At 43.6% G+C, this 17,690-nt stretch carries 18 protein-coding genes and 1 pseudogene; 4 read left to right on the forward strand and 15 right to left on the reverse strand.

Annotation, left to right across the window (positions count from 1 at the left end):
- Positions 1-274: 274 nt before the first annotated feature.
- The 4 genes from DW793_RS11335 to DW793_RS11350 all read left to right on the forward strand — a co-directional run bounded on the left by DW793_RS11335 (position 275) and on the right by DW793_RS11350 (position 3,377).
- Positions 275-811 (forward strand): flavin reductase, encoded by a 537-nt coding sequence (locus DW793_RS11335; RefSeq protein WP_117876989.1) that lies wholly within the window; start codon positions 275-277, stop codon positions 809-811.
- A 30-nt stretch (positions 812-841) separates the two neighbouring features.
- A complete protein-coding gene (locus DW793_RS11340; RefSeq protein WP_022288146.1) occupies positions 842-1,039 on the forward strand; it encodes a ferredoxin-thioredoxin reductase catalytic domain-containing protein in 198 nt (65 codons plus the stop codon).
- Between the two features lie 17 nt (positions 1,040-1,056).
- Positions 1,057-1,380 carry a thioredoxin gene (gene trxA, locus DW793_RS11345; RefSeq protein ID WP_117876991.1) on the forward strand — a complete coding sequence of 108 codons (324 nt, stop codon included), beginning with the start codon at positions 1,057-1,059 and terminating at the stop codon, positions 1,378-1,380.
- A 185-nt stretch (positions 1,381-1,565) separates the two neighbouring features.
- Positions 1,566-3,377 carry a beta-L-arabinofuranosidase domain-containing protein gene (locus DW793_RS11350; RefSeq protein ID WP_118158185.1) on the forward strand — a complete coding sequence of 604 codons (1,812 nt, stop codon included), beginning with the start codon at positions 1,566-1,568 and terminating at the stop codon, positions 3,375-3,377.
- A gap of 115 nt (positions 3,378-3,492) precedes the next feature.
- Here DW793_RS11350 and DW793_RS11355 read toward each other — a convergent pair whose 3' ends face one another.
- From DW793_RS11355 to DW793_RS15445, 15 genes and pseudogenes are all read right to left on the reverse strand, one after another.
- Positions 3,493-4,179 carry a helix-turn-helix transcriptional regulator gene (locus tag DW793_RS11355; RefSeq protein WP_147342198.1) on the reverse strand — a complete coding sequence of 229 codons (687 nt, stop codon included), beginning with the start codon at positions 4,177-4,179 and terminating at the stop codon, positions 3,493-3,495.
- A 351-nt stretch (positions 4,180-4,530) separates the two neighbouring features.
- Positions 4,531-5,490, reverse strand: coding sequence for an ABC transporter permease (locus tag DW793_RS11360; RefSeq protein WP_118158187.1), 960 nt, complete (start codon positions 5,488-5,490; stop codon positions 4,531-4,533).
- Positions 5,483-6,420: pseudogene (locus DW793_RS11365) on the reverse strand (ABC transporter permease). The gene DW793_RS11360 and the pseudogene DW793_RS11365 overlap by 8 nt, the downstream one beginning before the upstream one ends.
- Before the next feature lie 160 nt (positions 6,421-6,580).
- Entirely contained in the window at positions 6,581-8,116 is a 1,536-nt protein-coding gene (locus DW793_RS11370; protein WP_022288140.1) for an ABC transporter ATP-binding protein, read from the reverse strand.
- 153 nt (positions 8,117-8,269) lie between these two features.
- The gene (locus DW793_RS11375) at positions 8,270-9,421 is read right to left on the reverse strand and encodes a BMP family ABC transporter substrate-binding protein (RefSeq protein WP_117877001.1); all 1,152 of its coding nucleotides are present in this window, start codon (positions 9,419-9,421) and stop codon (positions 8,270-8,272) included.
- A 45-nt stretch (positions 9,422-9,466) separates the two neighbouring features.
- Positions 9,467-10,042, reverse strand: a complete 576-nt coding sequence (locus DW793_RS11380) for a xanthine phosphoribosyltransferase (protein ID WP_022288138.1) — start codon at positions 10,040-10,042, stop codon at positions 9,467-9,469.
- Between the two features lie 201 nt (positions 10,043-10,243).
- A complete protein-coding gene (locus DW793_RS11385) occupies positions 10,244-11,026 on the reverse strand; it encodes a hypothetical protein (protein WP_117877003.1) in 783 nt (260 codons plus the stop codon).
- 122 nt (positions 11,027-11,148) lie between these two features.
- A complete protein-coding gene (locus DW793_RS11390; RefSeq protein ID WP_118158188.1) occupies positions 11,149-13,689 on the reverse strand; it encodes an EAL domain-containing protein in 2,541 nt (846 codons plus the stop codon).
- A gap of 184 nt (positions 13,690-13,873) precedes the next feature.
- Positions 13,874-14,002 carry a hypothetical protein gene (locus tag DW793_RS15705; RefSeq protein ID WP_279287067.1) on the reverse strand — a complete coding sequence of 43 codons (129 nt, stop codon included), beginning with the start codon at positions 14,000-14,002 and terminating at the stop codon, positions 13,874-13,876.
- Positions 14,003-14,108: 106 nt separating this feature from the next.
- Entirely contained in the window at positions 14,109-14,546 is a 438-nt protein-coding gene (locus DW793_RS11395) for a shikimate kinase (RefSeq protein WP_252969859.1), read from the reverse strand.
- Positions 14,547-14,572: 26 nt separating this feature from the next.
- Positions 14,573-15,421 (reverse strand): shikimate dehydrogenase family protein, encoded by an 849-nt coding sequence (locus DW793_RS11400; RefSeq protein WP_118158189.1) that lies wholly within the window; start codon positions 15,419-15,421, stop codon positions 14,573-14,575.
- Positions 15,422-15,486: 65 nt separating this feature from the next.
- On the reverse strand, positions 15,487-15,966 hold the full coding sequence (locus DW793_RS11405) for a deoxycytidylate deaminase (RefSeq protein WP_117956949.1): 480 nt from the start codon (positions 15,964-15,966) through the stop codon (positions 15,487-15,489).
- Positions 15,967-15,984: 18 nt separating this feature from the next.
- Positions 15,985-16,512 carry a hypothetical protein gene (locus DW793_RS11410; RefSeq protein WP_118158190.1) on the reverse strand — a complete coding sequence of 176 codons (528 nt, stop codon included), beginning with the start codon at positions 16,510-16,512 and terminating at the stop codon, positions 15,985-15,987.
- 18 nt (positions 16,513-16,530) lie between these two features.
- A complete protein-coding gene (locus DW793_RS15440; RefSeq protein WP_252969860.1) occupies positions 16,531-17,019 on the reverse strand; it encodes an ACP S-malonyltransferase in 489 nt (162 codons plus the stop codon).
- Positions 16,986-17,435: an ACP S-malonyltransferase gene (locus DW793_RS15445; RefSeq protein WP_252969861.1), complete on the reverse strand. Its 450-nt coding sequence runs from the start codon at positions 17,433-17,435 to the stop codon at positions 16,986-16,988. Before DW793_RS15445 ends, DW793_RS15440 begins: the two co-directional genes overlap by 34 nt.
- Between the last annotated feature and the right edge of the window lie 255 nt (positions 17,436-17,690).

Below are 17,690 nucleotides of genomic sequence, written 5' to 3' on the forward strand. Positions count from 1 at the left end.
ATACATATCAAGTATTGTAACGGCATAAAATAAAACAGCTAAACCAAAAACACAAAAACAGCTTTACAAATACTTAATTCAATTATATCACTATTCTTCAAAAAAAGCAACACAAAAAAGCCCTGTTTAACGATTTTTGTACAATATTTCAGGGCTTTCAAGGGGTTGCAATTTCATAAGAAATGATATATAATATACTCAGACGTTTTCTATACGATATTGGTGTACAATAAGTATGATAAGTCTGACATAATACTGAAAGGCGGTAATGAAAATGAGCAGTTTCAACGGTTTCAAAGAGGTAACAGAAAAGCTTGACGCTATTGACTTCAATCCATACAAAAAGATAGGCAAGGAGTGGTTTCTTGTAACAGCAGGCGACGAGAGTGGCTGGAACACAATGACAGCTTCTTGGGGCTTTGCAGGCGTTATGTGGGGAAAGAACACCTTCACCACAGTTATAAGACCACAGAGATATACAAAGGAATTTATCGACAAGGCAGAATATTTCACCATAAGCTTTTTCAAAGAGGACTATAAAAAGGCACTTTCATTCTGTGGCTCACATAGTGGACGTGACTGCGACAAGGCAAAGGAAACAGGTCTGACCCCTGTGTTCGTGTCTGAAAACGGCGTGGAGGTAACAGCTTTTGCGGAAGCTGATATGGTGCTTGTGTGCAAAAAGGCTTATGTTCAGGAGATGAAGCCTGAGTGCTTTGTTGATACTGAAAACGATGAGAAATGGTATTCTGACAAGGATTATCACTATCAGTATATCGGCGAGATTGTAAAGGCATTTGTCAAGGAATAATTTAAACATATCTGCAAAGGATAGGTAGTAATGGTACGTCTTAATGATGATAAAGAAATGGTAAAGAGCATAAAAGAGGGGCTTAAACGCACAGGTGGCTATTGTCCGTGCAGGATACAGCGCACAGAGGAAAACAAGTGTATGTGCAAAGAGTTCCGTGAGCAGATAGCCGACCCGAATTTTGAGGGCTTCTGCCATTGTATGCTCTATTACAAAAGCAAGGACTAGAAAAGGAGCTGTGAAAAATGTCTGTAAAGGTCATAACAAAGGAAAATTTTGAAAACGAAGTAATGCACTCGGAAAAGCCTGTCCTGCTTGACTTCTGGGCAGCATGGTGCGGTCCGTGCAAAATGCTTTCACCGCTGGTGGATAAGTATTCTGATGAGGACAGTTCTGTAAAGGTGGGGAAGGTCAACGTTGACGAGGAAAACGAGCTTGCATCCGCTTTCGGTATCTCGAGCATACCTGCCCTTTTTGTTGTGAAACATGGCAAGGTAGTTGCTTCAACTGTCGGCTATATGCCTGAGGAGGAGCTCAAATCTTTTGTGGCTTCGGCAAAGGCAAAGTAAAAACGGTTTATCATAACATAACAAAGCGTAGGGGCGACCTGTGGTCGCCCGCTTTTTTTGTATCGTAATTGGACTATGAACACCTAAGCTTTGTCCATAAAATCTCGGGTTTTGTCCACTTGAAAGATATGCGGTTTGCTGTTATAATCAAGTATAGAAAAAATAAAATTTCGGAGGTATCTTCTATGCTTGATAAAGTGAACAGACATAATGTGTCGCTTCTTTCAGGACTTTTTCGTGAAAGAGCCGACCTTAACAGAAACTATCTTTTTGAGCTTGACTCCACTTGCCTTTTGCAGAATTTCTACCTGGAAGCAGGCGTTGTAATGCCGGGGCTTCAGGTGGTGGACGATCCTGCAGGAGCAAAGCTCCACTGGGGCTGGGAAGCTCCTACCTGCCAGTTGAGAGGTCATTTTCTAGGTCATTGGCTGTCTGCGGCGGCAGCTTATTGCGCTTCAAATGAGGATATTGAGCTTAAAGCAAAGCTTGATAAGATAATAAGCGAGCTTGCACGCTGTCAGAAGCTCAATGGCGGCGAGTGGATAGGCTCTATCCCTGAAAAGTATTTCGATTTGATGGCAAGAGGTCAGTATGTGTGGTCGCCTCAGTATGTAATGCACAAAACTGTCATGGGTCTTACTGACGTGTATAAATACACAGGCAATGAGCAGGCTCTTGACGTTGTGGGCAAGCTTGCAGATTGGTATGTTCATTGGACAGACGAGATGCTGAAACGTTCACCCGACGCCATCTATAAGGGCGAGCAGGGCGGTATGCTAGAAGTTTGGGCTGACCTTTACGGCATAACAAAAGACGAAAAGTATATGAAGCTTGCCGAACGCTACAGCGGAAACTGCGTTTTTGATACTCTTGATAAGGGCGGCGACGCTCTCACAAACGACCACGCAAACGCAGGTATCCCGCTTTCTCATGGTGCGGCAAGAATGTATGAGATAACAGGGGATGAAAAGTGGAAAACGCGCACAGAGAGATTTTTCAAGTGCGCTGTCACAGACCGTGGAACATACGCCACAAGCGGTGCAAACTCAGGTGAGTTCTGGGTGCCGCCTCATCAGCAGGGTCATTTCCTTGGTGCGTCAGATCAGGAGTTTTGCACTGTATACAACCTCGTAAGAACTGCCGACTACCTCTTCAAGTGGACAGGTGACACAAAGTATGCAGATTATATCGAGCGTTGCCTTTATAACGGCTTCCTTGCACAGCAGAACGCTTCTACCGGTATGCCAACATATTTCCTGCCTCTTAAACACGGCTCAAAGAAAAAATGGGGCAGCAAGACCCACGATTTCTGGTGCTGTCACGGAACAATGGTGCAGGCTCAGACTCTTTATCCTGACCTTGTCTATTTTACAGACAGTGAGGGCGTTATTGTCAGCCAGTATATACCTTCAAAGGCTGATATCACAGTATCAGACAAGCCTGTTCATATTGAGCAGACAACTGATATGAAAAACTACAACAGCCAGACTTTCTTTGACGAACATTCTGACTTCACAATGGCACGCTGGTCAATGAAGTTTACAGTAAGCTGTGAAGAAAAGACAGCTTTTGTTCTGAAGCTTCGCCTGCCTGAATGGGTAAGCGGTGAGCCTGAAGTGACAGTGAACGGCAATGCAGTAAAGGCTGAGATCGCAAACGGCTATATAAAGCTAGCAGGGGAGTGGCAGAACGACACAGTTGGTCTTTTCTTCCCGTCAGAAATAAGAATGGAGCGTCTTGAAGATATGCCATACCTTGCGGCAGCAGTTGACGGGCCGATAGTTCTTGCAGGCATAACAGGCTGTGACTGCGGTCTACACGGCGACTACTCAAAGCCTGCCGATATTTTCGAGCCACAGATAGAACACACCTACAGCACATTCCCATGGAAGCAGAACGAGTATATCACAAAGGGACAGGAATATAACATCACATTCAAGCCACTTTACGACGTTATGGACGAGGAATACACAGTTTATTTCTCTGAGAAGAAGTAAGTTTTTATAAAACCTCCTGTAGGTGCAACCAGTGTCCGCTCACTTGTTTTATCAACCTTTAGTTAATATAAAATAAAGGCGATACCGCACAAAAAGCCGTGTGGTATCGCTTCTTTTATTTACTGTTTATATTCCTTTTCCTAAATGCCTCACGATATTGCATAGGCGTCATGCCCTCAAGCTTGCGAAAAGTCCTCATAAAGTATTTTTCGTCAGAAAAACCGCTTGAATAGGCGGTTTCCTTTATACTTATGCCCTCCGTTTCAAGAAGCCTTTTGGCAATGTCTATTCTAGTGCGGCTGAGATATTTTATAAGCGTACAGCCTGTTTCCCTCTTGAAGATAAGGGAAAGATATTCAGCGTTGTAGTGAAAATGCCGTGCTATCATCTCTGCCGTGAGCTTTTTCTGACAGTTCGATCTTATCCATTGGCAGATGTTGTATATCTTTGGGGATATCTCATGTTCATTCCCGGCGGCAAGATATTGCTGTGTTATCTCCATAAGAAGCATTGAAAGTGTGCAGACAGGGAGCATTTTAGTGTAAAGCCTTTCCTGTCGCTGATAGTCAAGAAGTTGTCTGAAAATGATGCTCACACGTCCAGGGTCTGCGGCGGTGAAATGTTCAGGGATAAGGTATGCAAAGCCGCTCTCAGGACAGCTTTCCCCACGGGTTTTCGGAGCAGAGAAGTGTACCCACATATATGAAAGCCTGCCTGCGCATGGCTTTGTGCCCCAATGTTCTGTGCCGGAGGGCAGGAGGACATATTCTCCCGGACACACGGCAAGATCGGTGTCGTTCATTGTGATAAAAAGCGTCCCCTCTGTCACAAAATAAGCACATCACAGTTAAGCGTTCTCCTGATGTGCAGAAAACCACCGCTATTCTCAAGACAGCCGCAGGTGAAAAACCTAGGCTGTTGGCATTTTTCGTATATATTGAGCATTCTCTCACCCCTTTTTATCTGATTATATCACATCTTCTGCATTTTGTCACTAGGGCAAAATAAAAGCCCTGCAAAACGCAGAGCTTTTAAATATGTTGCTTTAGGTATTATCTGTAATATATTGTAGGGGCTGGCGCTCTCGACAGCCCGCTTTCTCAGGGCTTGAGAATTATTTTACACTTTGAAAACAATGCCAAGCTTCAATATCCTATCTCTCCTCACGGAAATAATTTATACCGCAGGATTGTGGCTGTGAACGCTCTCTTGATTTTTTCACAGAAGTGATGATAAGAACAAGAGCCGTTACAAGATATGGGAGCATATCAAAGAATGACTCAGGAACAGTGAAGCCGAGGTTTTTCGGGAAGTAGTATTTCAGCACCATGAATGCGCCGAAAATATACGCTCCGTAAATAGCCCTTGCAGGATTCCATACAGCGAAGATAACAAGCGCTACAGCTATCCAGCCAAGACCGTTCACGCTGTTTGCCATCCAAACACCGCCGTTTATTACCATTGAGCAGAACGCTCCGCCTATTCCGCATATTCCTCCGCCGATAAGAACGTTTATGTATTTGTATTTCACAACGTTTATTCCCACAGCGTCCGCAACGGCAGGATTCTCTCCGATAGTTCTAAGATTAAGACCCACTTTTGTCTTTTTCAGATAGATAAACATTATCACAGCGATAACAATGCTCAGATATGTGAAAATGTTCTGTGAGAAAAGTACCTCTCCAAGAACAGGTATCTTGCTAAGAAGCGGTATGTCAATGTTTTTCAGACTGCTCATCACTCCGTCAGGCAGTTTGAGGTTGCCTGTAGGTGAAGCGGATATCATCTGCTCGCCTATGAAGTTTGAAAGTCCTGTGCCGAATATAGTCAGTGTAAGACCTGTTACGTTTTGGTTTGCCATCATTGTTATGGTAAGAAAAGCATAGATAAGGGAAACAAGCACACCCATAAGAAATGCCGCAAGTATGGAAAGCCAAAGGCTTCCTGTCTTGTATGCTACCATAAAGCCTGCGCAAGCGCCCATTGCCATTGTTCCCTCAACGCCAAGGTTAAGGTGTCCTGCCTTTTCGTTCTGTATCTCTCCTACTGTGCCGAAAAGCAGAGGAGTACCCATATATACTGCATGGGCAAGGAATGAAATAAGTCTAGTCATTTTTCCTGCCTCCTCTTGTTACAAATCTGTATCTGATGAAGAACTCACAGCCAAGCACGAAGAACAGGATTATTCCCTGCAAAACGTCCGAGCAGTAAGGTGAAAGAACAAATTCAGACGATACCACAGTACTGCCCTTTTCAAGGACTGCGAATAAGAATGACACCACAAGTATGCCGAATGGATTGAGATTTGCAAGCCATGCAACTATGATAGCCGTGAAGCCTACTCCGCCTGCAACAGATGTGGAAAGTGTGTGTTCTGTTCCGCAAGCCTGCACCATTCCTGCGATACCGCAGATAGCGCCGCTCAAAAACATAGTTCTTATCATTATCTTGCTAGGCTCATGCCTGCATATCTTGCAGTTGCGTGGCTGTCTGATACTACAGTTATCTCGTAGCCCTGCTTTGTGTATTTAAGATAGATAAATACCAATACCACAAGCACCAGACCTATCACCCAGCCTATCTGCACACCGCCTAGCGAGTCAAGCCATGCGTTAAGGTCAAATCTTGCTATCTTAGGATATCCCTTTGACTCAGGATCCTGCCATGCGCCCTTCGTGAGCCAGTCTATAACGTAAAGTGCGATATAGTTGAGCATAAGGGTGAGCAAAGTTTCGTTTGTGTCGAATTTTGCCTTGAAAAATGCAGGGATAATGCCATACAGTCCTCCGCCTATCATCGCCGCAATAAACATTACAATGAAAAGCAGATAGTGAGGCATATCGTAATGATACAGTGCAAAGTATGAAGCGAAAACTCCGCCCATTATTATCTGACCCTCTGCACCGATATTCCAAAACTTCATTTTAAACGCAAGCGTAATGCCAAGAGAAGATATAAGAAGCGGTATCATTATCTTTATGGTCTCTTTGAACGGCATAAAAGGGCTTGCGGCGTTCTTGCCGATAAAAGCGCCCTTTACCATTTTCACATAGTATGAAAACGGATCTTTGCCAAGAATAAGAATGAATATTCCGCCTGCACAAATAGCCAGAAGCACCGACAGAAGCCTTATGATAAGCTTTTGCTTGTTTGAGCGTTCAGCACGCTTGGCTATTCTTATAAGAGGCTCTTTTTTTATAATATCAGCCAATGCCCAGCACCTCCTCCATTGTCGAGCCTGTCATCATCATGCCTACCTGTTCCTTTGTGACTTTTTTGGCGTCACAAATACCTGTTATCTTGCCGTGACAAAGCACCATTATCCTGTCGCAAAGCTCCAGAAGAACGTCAAGATCCTCGCCTATGAAAAGCACAGCCGTGTTCTTTTTCTTCTGCTCGTTAAGAAGCGAGTATATAAGATATGATGAGTTGATGTCAAGTCCACGAACAGGATATGCGGTTATGAGCAGGTCAGGCTCACTGTGTATCTCTCGTCCAAGCAGGACCTTCTGAACGTTTCCGCCCGAAAGCATTCTTACAGGAAGCTCCGTGGACGGAGTTTTTATTTCAAGCTTTTCTATAAGCTCCTTTGAAAGCGCCTTAGCAGGCTTTCTGTCTACAAAGCAAAGCTTGCCCTGCTTGTATGTTTTAAGAAGCATATTGTCCGTCATACCCACCGAAGCGATAAGACCCATTCCAAGTCTGTCCTCAGGGATAAAGCTCATGCTTATGCCGAGATTTATTATCTCCTTAGGTGTCTTGCCTATGATGTTCTCCTTGTTGTAAAGCACTGCTCCCTTTTCTATCTTCTGAAGCCCTGCGATAGTCTCGCAAAGCTCTTTCTGACCGCTTCCTGCAATGCCTGCCACACCAAGTATCTCGCCCCTGTTTATAACAAAGCTTACGTCATCGAGAGCAATGCTTCCCTCAGAGTTCTTTACCGTCAGATCGACTACGTTAAGTATCGGCTTTACGTTCACAGGTTCAGGTCTTTCTATTGAAAGCTCCACCGCCTTGCCCACCATAAGCTCAGTGAGCTGTTTTTCACTGCTCTCGGCAGTGTTTACAGTTTCAACGCTCTTGCCCTTTCGCAGTATGGTAACTCTGTCAGATATATCCATTACCTCGCCCAGCTTGTGGGTGATGATAATGATAGCACAACCCTGAGCTTTCATTTTTCTCAGGATATTGAAAAGCTTTTCAGTTTCCTGCGGAGTAAGAACCGCCGTAGGCTCGTCAAGAATAAGTATTTTAGCACCCCTGTAAAGCACTTTCAGAATCTCAACTGTCTGCTTTTCGCTGACGGACATATTGTATACCTTTTTGTCAGGGTCAACTTCAAGACCAAGCTGTTCAGATATCTTTTTTATCTCATCTCTCACAGCGCCCTTGCTCTTAAGCTTGCCCTTTGTGCCTGCCACAATGTTGTCTGCGGCGGAGAACACCTCCACAAGCTTGAAGTGCTGATGTATCATGCCTATGCCAAGTTCGATAGAATCCATAGGTGAATTTATCGCCTCAGGCTTGCCGGCAATGTAGATATTGCCCTTGTCAGGGTGATAGATACCCGAAAGCATATTCATCAACGTGGTCTTTCCTGATCCGTTTTCGCCCAGCAGTGCAAGTATCTCACCGTATTTTACTTCAAGATCAATGCCGTCGTTTGCAACCACGCTTCCGAAAACTTTTGTTATACCGCTGCATTTTACAGCGATCTCAGCAGATATTTCTTCACTCATACTTTCAGCTCCTTTTTATGAACTTCCTTAGATTTGCTAATGTCATCAGAAACCGACAGCAGAATTACCTGCTGCCGTATGCTCATATCATTAACAAAACAGGCGGCAACCTGCACCGCCTGTATAAATGTTTTGTTAAGCTGTTAAGCCTTATTACTTGACCTCAACGTTCTTGAAGTACCAGTTGATTCCGCCTGTGATAGTAGCGTCGTCAAGAGTTTTGCCCTCTTCGCCAACTGTTTTGCCGTCGTTTGTTTCGATAACGCCGTCAAATACGTTGAATGAACCGTCCTCAAGCTTAGCCTTAGCCTCGTCAACAGCCTTCTGCATATCCTCTGTGCAGAGATCCTTGTTCAGAGGAGCGATGTCTACAAGACCGTCAGCCATGCCGCCGTAGTAGTTCTCGCACTTCCAGTTGCCATCTACGATCTGCTTTACCTGATATGTGTAATATGCAGACCAGTTCCAAAGAGTTGAAGTAAGTGTAGCCTTAGGAGCGTCCTTAGACATATCTGTGTTGTAGCCTACGCCCCACTTGCCTGCGCTTTCAGCCTCGAGCTGTGGGTTAGGTGTGTCGCAGTGCTGAGCGATAACGTCGCAGCCCTCAGAAAGAAGAGCCTTTGCAGCGTTTGTTTCCTCTGTTGGTGAATACCAGCTGTTTGTTACCTTTACATATACCTTAGCGTCAGGATTTACAGAATAAACGCCCATTGCGAAAGCGTCGATACCGCCTGTGCACTCAGAGTTCTCGCTGCCCATAGCGGAAACGTAACCGATAAGGTTTGACTCTGTTTTCATACCTGCAACGATACCTGTGAGATATCTTGCCTGATAAATTCTTCCGAAATAGTTGTTAAGGTTCTTGCCGTTGTTCTTGTAGCCTGTGCCGTGGCAGAAATAAACGTCAGGATATTCTTCTGCAAGGGATTCCATTTTGTCCATATAGCCCCAGCTTGTGCCGAAGATGATGTTGCAGCCTTCCTCGATGCACTCACGGATAGCTGTTTCTGTAGCAGCAGGGTCGCTGTCTGATACGTTGTTCTTTCTTACGATCTGATCGTCTTTAAGTCCAAGCTCCTTCTGCATACCAACGATACCCTGATCGTGAGCATATGTGTAGCCTGAACCATCGGCAGGGTTGCCGATGTGTATAACACCGATCTTTACAGTGTCATAGCTGAGAGTTGCCGTCTGATTGTCAGCTGACTTCTGTGATGCTTCGTCCTTAGCAGATGTACAAGCTGTAAGAGCTGTTACAGCAAGAGCCGCAGAAAGAACGAGCGCAAGAATACGTCTTACCTTCATGTTTGATCTTCCTCCATAAAATATTTATTGGTAACGCTTTGTGCGTTAGTCCCTGAAAGTGATAGTGCCGTTGTCCATAGAGTCAACGATAGCAAGAGATTCGAGCTTTACGCCCATGTCACGGATAGTCTTTCCGCCAACTTGGAAGCCCTTTTCGATAACGATACCTGCTCCTGCAAGCTCAGCCCCGGACTGCTTTACGATATCTATAAGCCCCATAAGAGCACAGCCGTTAGCAAGAAAATCGTCTATGATAAGCACCTTGTCGCCCTTGCCGAGATATTTTTCAGATACCATTACGTCATATGTAACGCCCTTTGTGTAGGACTTTACTTGAGTAACGAACATTTCGCCGTCAAGGTTTTTGCTGAGAGTTTTCTTTGCAAAAATAACAGGGCAGTTGTTAAAATGCTGTGCCGCAATGCAGGCAATGCCGATACCGGATGACTCGATAGTGAGTATCTTGTTTACGCCTGTTCCTGCAAATCTCTTTGCAAACTCCTCGCCGATATCGTTGAAAAGCTTGACGTCCATTTGGTGGTTAAGGAATTTATCGACTTTGAGAACGTTTCCTTCCTTTACTACTCCGTCCTTAAGAATACGCTGTTTTAAAATTTCCATGATCTTTTCCTCACGATACAAAAAATAGTTAAATATATTATTTTACATCAAAAAGCAACTATATAAGAAAATTATACTACACTTTCGACGATTATTCAATTGCTATGGCACGTTAAAAGTTTAACATTCTATTAATTTTCACGTTCTTTTCTATATTGTGCAATAAAAAAATCCGCCTGAGATCTCAGACGGATAAAAGTTTTATTTTTCTTTTACTTTTCTTGAAGCTATCTTAGCCGTGTTCGGCATACAGAGCATAGCAGCGGAGCTTTCGTAAATTGTGACATATATAGGAGAGTTCGTCAAATTGCAGAAAATAAGGTTTTTCGTGTCACAGTCATAAAACTCCATAAGCTCGCTGTCAATATAATATCTCCCCAGCGTATCCCATGATTCCAGCTTTTCCTCGCTTTCCGCAAGCCCCACAGAATCAATGACCAGCCCAACGGTCACATATGCAAAAACAGGCACTACCATATCTTCCTTTTTGTAGAACATCTTGTTTCCATGTGGGTCAGTGCCGTAATAGCATATAACAAGAGTATCTTCAGGTAACTCATTTGCAACGTCAGCCTGTTCATTATCACAAAGCCTCTGGCAGATCGTGAAAAATTTATCAAGCTGTGCCGTGAGCTTTTCTCTCTGCATTTTAGCTGTTTCAGCAAGCTCACTGCTTCCTGTTTTTTGTGCGGCATTTTCAGCGATATCGCAGTCAAAATAATCGCTTGGCGTTTTAAGCTCATAAATGTTGTTTATTGTTTTGGCAAAAAGCTTTCCGTCCTCGGAGTATACCGAGGTCACAGGAGAACTGCGTATGAATTTTCCGTCAGGGAACTTTTGACTGCCATATACAAGACCTTGAACGCAGTAAAACACTGTGTCGTCCGTGATAGGGTCAGGGAAACAGCTTTGAGCCGTGTTTGGATATGAAAAAAGCGAATTTTTCAAATTTCTTATTGCCACACGCCACTTGTCAAGATACATTTTTTCTCCCTCGCTTTCAGCATTCATACCTATATGATATCAGATAGTGTATATTTTGTCAATAAAGCTGACAGCTTAATAAGAGAAAAAGCCCCCCACTTATCCCAGAGGACTTTTTCAGATCATTTCGTTCGGCTAAAATATTTTTCGTTTGCACTGCCTGAAATATTGATCTTTAAAAGATTGTTCGTTCTCAGACGTACCAGCTCATCTATATACGGCTTCATAACAAAGTCTGAAACTCTGTTCTTCAATTTTGTCATGCCTTTAAGTACGCCATGAGCCTGGGTTATAGCAATAACGGGGAGTCTTCTCTCATCAATGTCAAGAGGAAATTCGTCGTCCTTGGAAATAAGCTGTATGTCAAAATAAATAAGGTCGATATCCTCGTTAAGAAGAAGCTTTTTCCCTTCCTGAATGGTTTCTGCAGTGAAAACAGTATTTTCCTGAGAAAGTATCTCTTCGAGCTGACAGCGTGCGTCGCTGTTGTTGCTTACAATAAGGATCTTGTGCTTTCGGTCTATTTCGTTTTGGATATAGTTCTTATAGTCGTTTATGCGTTTATCCGTCAACACCATGTCGGTCACGTCCGTGAAATACGCTATAAGCACAGAGCTTACACCTGTTTCGCTGATAAATCGTAAATGCGTCTTGAACCAGTGCTTCTTGCCGTTTATCTCGTGCATACTGAGAACACATTCTGCTCTGTCCTTGCTCTCTATTGCCTTGTTCACAGTGCTTGTGAATTTCTCTTTGCATTCGCTGTCAATGCAGTTCATAACATTGAGTTTGCCGTACACACTGCTGTCATAGCCGTATTTTTGTGAAAACGCCTTGTTTGAACATACCATTACCACTGTGCCGTCCGGAAAACATTCATATATCGTAGCAGGCTGGTCGATGCTGTCGATATATGCCAGCAATCCTCCGCCCTTGCCCCACAGCAGGTCGTTTACCGACGTCCCGTTCTCAGGCACAGGCTGTTCCTCCTGATCTGAAATAAGCTTTTCATAGTCTGCCGCAGGCAAAGGCTTTGAATAATAGAAACCCTGAATGTAGTCACAGCCTACGCTTTTCAGAAATTCTACCTGCTCCGCTCTGTCAACGCCTTCCGCTATAACGAGGATATTGAGCCATTTGGCCATTCTGATAACAGAAGAAATTATAGTTTCTGCACGGCCGTCATACTTTGCCTTGAACATGAACATCATGTCCATTTTTAGCATATCCACCTGAACATCTTTGAGTACGTTCAGGGAAGAATAGCCACTGCCAAAATCGTCCATGAGGATAGTAAAGCCATTATTTCTGAGCTGGCTAGTGATATCATCTATCATTACATTGTCGTCAGTATAAACGCTTTCCGTTATCTCGATGTTGAAATACTTAGGGTCAACGTCATACTTTTTCGTAAGTTCGATTATTATTTTTGAAAGATTAGGGTTGTAAAGGTTTACCCTTGAAACGTTTACAGAAACAGGGAAGAGCGAAACTCCGCTGTCTTTCCATTCCTTGAGCTGTTTGCATACGCATTCCCATATGTAGAAATCAAGCTTTGAGATAAAGCCGTTCTTTTCAAATATCGGGATAAACACACCAGGTGAGATAAATCCCTTGGTAGGGTGTATCCACCTTGCAAGAGCCTCCGCACCCACAGGCTTGTTTGTCTTTACATCATACTTAGGCTGATAGTAAGGCACAAACTCGTGGTTTTCAAGAGCGTCGCTCATTTCATTTATTATATTCTGCTCATTTTCAATAGAAAGCCGCATTTTGTCATCATAAAAAGCATAGCTTTTCATATAATGCCCTTTTACAGTTTTAGCGGCAAGAGCGGCACGGTCGCACATGAAGGATATTGGCAGGCTTCTGTCAGTCACCACATAAACGCCGTAAACGATCATGATGTTATAGCTTGCGGACAGTTTTTTCATGTTTTCAACAGCCTGCTCTATCTGCTTTACTGTTTCTTCCTTGCCCTGATAAGGGGTGAAGATACCGAAAACGTCAGCGTCTATCCTACCAAAGGTACAGCATTCCGTTGTTTTTGCAAAATCTCTTATACGTTTTGCAACATGCTTTAGCAGTCTGTCTCCATACGCAGTGCCGAAAAATGAATTTATAAGCTTGAAACGGTCGATATCTAGTCTTAGAAAAGCGAACTGCTTGTCAGGATTAGCCTTAAGAAGTGCCCTTGACGCACTGAAAAATTTATTCTTTGAATATATCTCCGTAAGAGGGTCGTAGTTCATAACGTTATTAAGCTCTTTGAGCAGCGATACCTGACTTCTTGCGATAACGTTTTTGAGCCTTAGCTTTATAATCTCAGCGTCATAAGGCTTTGGAACAAAGTCCCACGCACCGCTTTCAAGCACCTTCTTTTCAGTGTCTCTGTCTGATTTTTCTGTTAGAATAATAACAGGTATCTGAGATAAGGTTTTATCATGCTTTATTTTATCCATGAACTCATATCCGTCCATTTCGGGCATTATGATATCCAGTATTATAGCGTCAACTTTTTTATCCTGTTTTTTTAGCATTGTAAGAGCCTGTATGCCATTTTCTGCTTGGATCACAGTATAGTCAGAATGTAGTATGTCGCAAAGTATAGATCGGTTCGTTGTGCTGTCGTCAACGACAAGCACGGTTTTCTGTATGTCCATTTGCAACTCCCTTCTGTCATATTGCAGTTTAATATAACGTTTTCATACCATAAGTATACAACATATCGGGAGGATTTTCAACATTTTTTATCAGTGCTTGCAGGCTTTTTGGATTATTCGTTATAAATAGCTATTTTTGATTATCCAAGATACAAATAATTTGGTACTGTTTGCACAAGCCGTACTATTTATTATGACAAAGCTTTTCCGTTTTTGACATCATCACAAGCAGAAGTATGAAGAAAAATGCAAGATAAACGGGCATAAGCTTAAGGCTCACATGGTTTGCGATAAGCCCGAAAACAGGGGGCATGAAGGTCGAGCCTGCAGGGAAGAACTGAATCAGTCCTGCCCGAAATCAAATCTCTTGTAAAGCTTTTGTATCTTAGAAGCGATGACGATAGGCGGATAACCACCGCTTATGACATAGTGTGAGTGGGCAAGATATAAAGGCCTCGATAATCAAACCGCTCTGAAAGCTGTTCTCTGGTGGAGTTGTAAGCGATAGGCCTGTTAGGGTCGTTTTTTATGCGTCCGTAGCAGGTGTTGAAATATGTGTCGATAAAGACCACCATGCCCGATCTTTTAGCCACCTTGCCGTTCTCCTCCGAAAGCAATGCTCCGCCGCCGGTTGCAACAACGCCGCCAATGTCAGCAAATGCTGCAAGAGCCTCGGTTTCAAGCTTTCTGAAATGCTCCTCACCGTATTTGTCGAATATTTCAGGTATGCTCATTCCTGCCGTATCTTCGATATACTTGTCAAGGTCAACGCACTGACAGCCCATTTTTTTCGCCAAGATCTTTCCCACAGTAGATTTTCCGCAGCCCATAAAGCCGCACAAAAAAATTGGTCTCATATTTACTATCCTTATTATAATGTATTTTACTTAAAATCCTTCTCCACAGCGATCTCCATTTCGTCTATGATAGACTGAACTTCCTCGTCTGTGTATTCGTCACCGTCCCATATCTCGTGAGCGGAAACCGCCTGCCAAACAAGCATTGCCATGCCTCCGACAGCGTTCTTGCCCATAGCCTTGGCTTTCTGCATGAGCAAAGTCTCACGAGGATTGTATATAACGTCAAATACCGCACCGCTCGCATTTATAACTTCATCAGGAACAGGGCAGGCGTTTGTCTTAGGATACATTCCCACGGGGCAAGCGTTCATAAGCAGCTCGTAGTGAACGTCAGTCGGTATCTCAGTGTTTAGAACAATAGTTATCCTAGCGTCAGGCCTCATAGCCTTTATCTCTTTCTCTACCTGCTTAGCCAAAGGCATATCGCTTTTCAGTACCGCAATGTAAAGGTCAGCCCCGGCAAGAGCCGCCTCAATCGCCATCATTCTGCCTACTCCGCCGCAGCCTATAAGCAGTATCTTTCCTGTGAAGTCGATATTCATTGCACGAACAGTTCTGAGAAAGCCGTCGCAGTCAGTGTTGTAACCAACGTGCCTGCCGTTTTTGTTGTCAACGCAGTTCACAGAGTGATAACGCTTTGCCGACTGGTCAAGCTCATCAGTGTAGTCGATAATGCCTATTTTGTGTGGAATAGTGATGTTGTAGCCGTTAAGAGAATTAAGATACTCCGCCTTGTCCTTAAGCTCCTCGGGCTTTACCTCAAGTATCTCATACTCAAACTCACGTCCTTTCAGCTCAAAAAGCCTGGCGTGAATAGGGGGCGACATAGTGTGTTTAAGCGTTTCCCCAAGTATAGCGTATTTTCTTGACATTTTACATTCCTTCTTTATAAAAATTTCCGAATATTAATAATGTATATCCGTAGGGGCGAACGTTCCTACAACCTAATAGTTATCTCCCTATTAGTAGGCACATACCTGCGTATCTTTACCCCCGTCAGCTCAAACATTTTCTTTGAAGCCCTAACTCCGTCAGTGTCAGCGTATTTGTCCTCCCAGTAAACGACTTCCTTTATGCCGCTTTGAATGATAGCCTTTGCACATTCGTTGCATGGAAAAAGTGAAACATATATCTTGGCATTCTGTAAGCTTCCTGCCGCATGGTTGAGAATGGCGTTAAGCTCGGCATGACACACAAATGGATATTTCGTGTCAAGAAACTCTCCGTTCCTGTCCCACGGCATCTCATCATCAGAACACCCGGTAGGCATACCGTTGTAGCCTACTGACAATATCTTGTTGTCCTGAGAAACTATGCACGCCCCTACCTGCGTGTGAGAATCCTTGCTCCTCTGTGCAGATAGCAGTGAAATGCCCATAAAATATTCGTCCCATGATATGTAGTCATTGCGTTTCATTTTATACACCGCCTTTTATCAGGTATCTTCATCATCAATGTCTGATATGCTCAGCATTGTCACCTTGTCGTCATCATCAAAAAAGAAAGTCGCCAAAAAGCCCCTTTTCTTGTATTTCCATGCGTCTGCGTCAGGACTGTCAGGCTCGCCGAAAACTTTTTTGACTTCCGTCTTGTCATCACCGCATTTTACCCCTGCAATGCTCATTCCCTTTTTATCGGAACTGCTTTGCGCCGCACTTATCTGACGTATCTTCGACTTCCTGTCAATATTGTCAACACTGTCCGCTTCTACCTTAACAGTGCCTATTATACTGCCGTCCTGCATAAGCGCCACCGAGAATATCCCCTTGCCGTTTGAGTTTCCCGAAAAAGGATAATCCAGCGTGTATTCATATTCCTCGCCAATATCGTCCAGAGTGCATGGTATCTGTATATCCTTGCCGTTTATCTTTGTCTCCCACGCACATTTTCCACAGGCACTCAGACAAACAAGCATTGCCGCCGCCAATGCCAACAGCAAAGCCCTTTTCATAGCCTTTTTCATTTTTCTCCCCTCGATATTTTAGCTCAGAGAAGCAAGAGCCTTTTCCATTGTGGCATTGTTCTCAATGTTCACAGCGTTCTTGCCCTTGAGAGTTTTCTTTACAAGACCCGTAAGCACCTTGTTAGGACCAAGCTCGATAAAGTTCTCATAGCCTGCCTTTTCCATTTCTGCAAGCTCAGAAGTGAACTTAACGGGTGAAACGATGTGCTTGGCAAGCATATCAGGCATATCTGAGAAATCTTCAAGCTTTGTTCCAAGAACGTTCGAGTAGAAATCAACGTTTGCAGTCTTGAACTCAACTGTCTTTGCAGTTTCAATAAATTCATCAGCCGCACTCTGCATGAGCTTTGAGTGGAAAGCAGACGCAACATTGAGTTTTATAGCCTTTTTCTTCATCTCCGAAAACTTTGCCGCAGCCGCCTCGCAAGCCTCTGTATCGCCAGCGATAACAGTCTGAACGGCCGAGTTGTAGTTTACAGGAACAACATAGCCTCTGTTTCCTCGCATATCTTCTCGACCTCTTCAGCAGGCAGACCGATTATAGCATACATTGAGCCACTGTTAGCCTCTGCGGCTTTCTGCATTGCAGCCGCTCTCGCCTTGATGAGCTTGAAGCCGTCCTCAATAGTTACAACACCTGCGGCTACCATAGCAGCATATTCGCCCAGTGAGTGACCTGCTACGCCGTCAAATGTGATGCCCTCAGCCTTTGCGGCTTCAAAAGCGGCAAGCGAGCAAGCCATTATAGCAGGCTGTGAATTTACAGTTTTGTTAAGCTCAGTATCAGGGCCGTCAAATGTTACCGCTCTCAGGTCATATCCCAGCACCTTTTCCGCTGTGTCGAAAACCGCATTTGCAGCATCATACTTTTCGCAAAGCTCCTTAGCCATTCCTACATACTGTGAGCCCTGACCTGAAAACAAAAAATATTTTTGTTACATAAAATTTTACTCCTTTGTGGTTAAATTTATACATAGCCGCCTGATAATATCAAAGCCGCCTTATCTCATATCTGTAAATTTCTGAAAGTTATCTCCACTCAATTATTGTTTTATGATTTAATTTTTGCAAGATATTTTCAAAAATAGACACATAATATTAACTAACGCCCTAAAACTTGTGAAAAATTCTCTAAATGTTTAAATTCAATCAAGAGTTGTTCATAATTTGTTATTGAC

This window comes from Ruminococcus sp. AM31-15AC (genome assembly GCF_003462045.1).
Taxonomy (GTDB): domain Bacteria; phylum Bacillota; class Clostridia; order Oscillospirales; family Ruminococcaceae; genus Hominimerdicola; species Hominimerdicola aceti.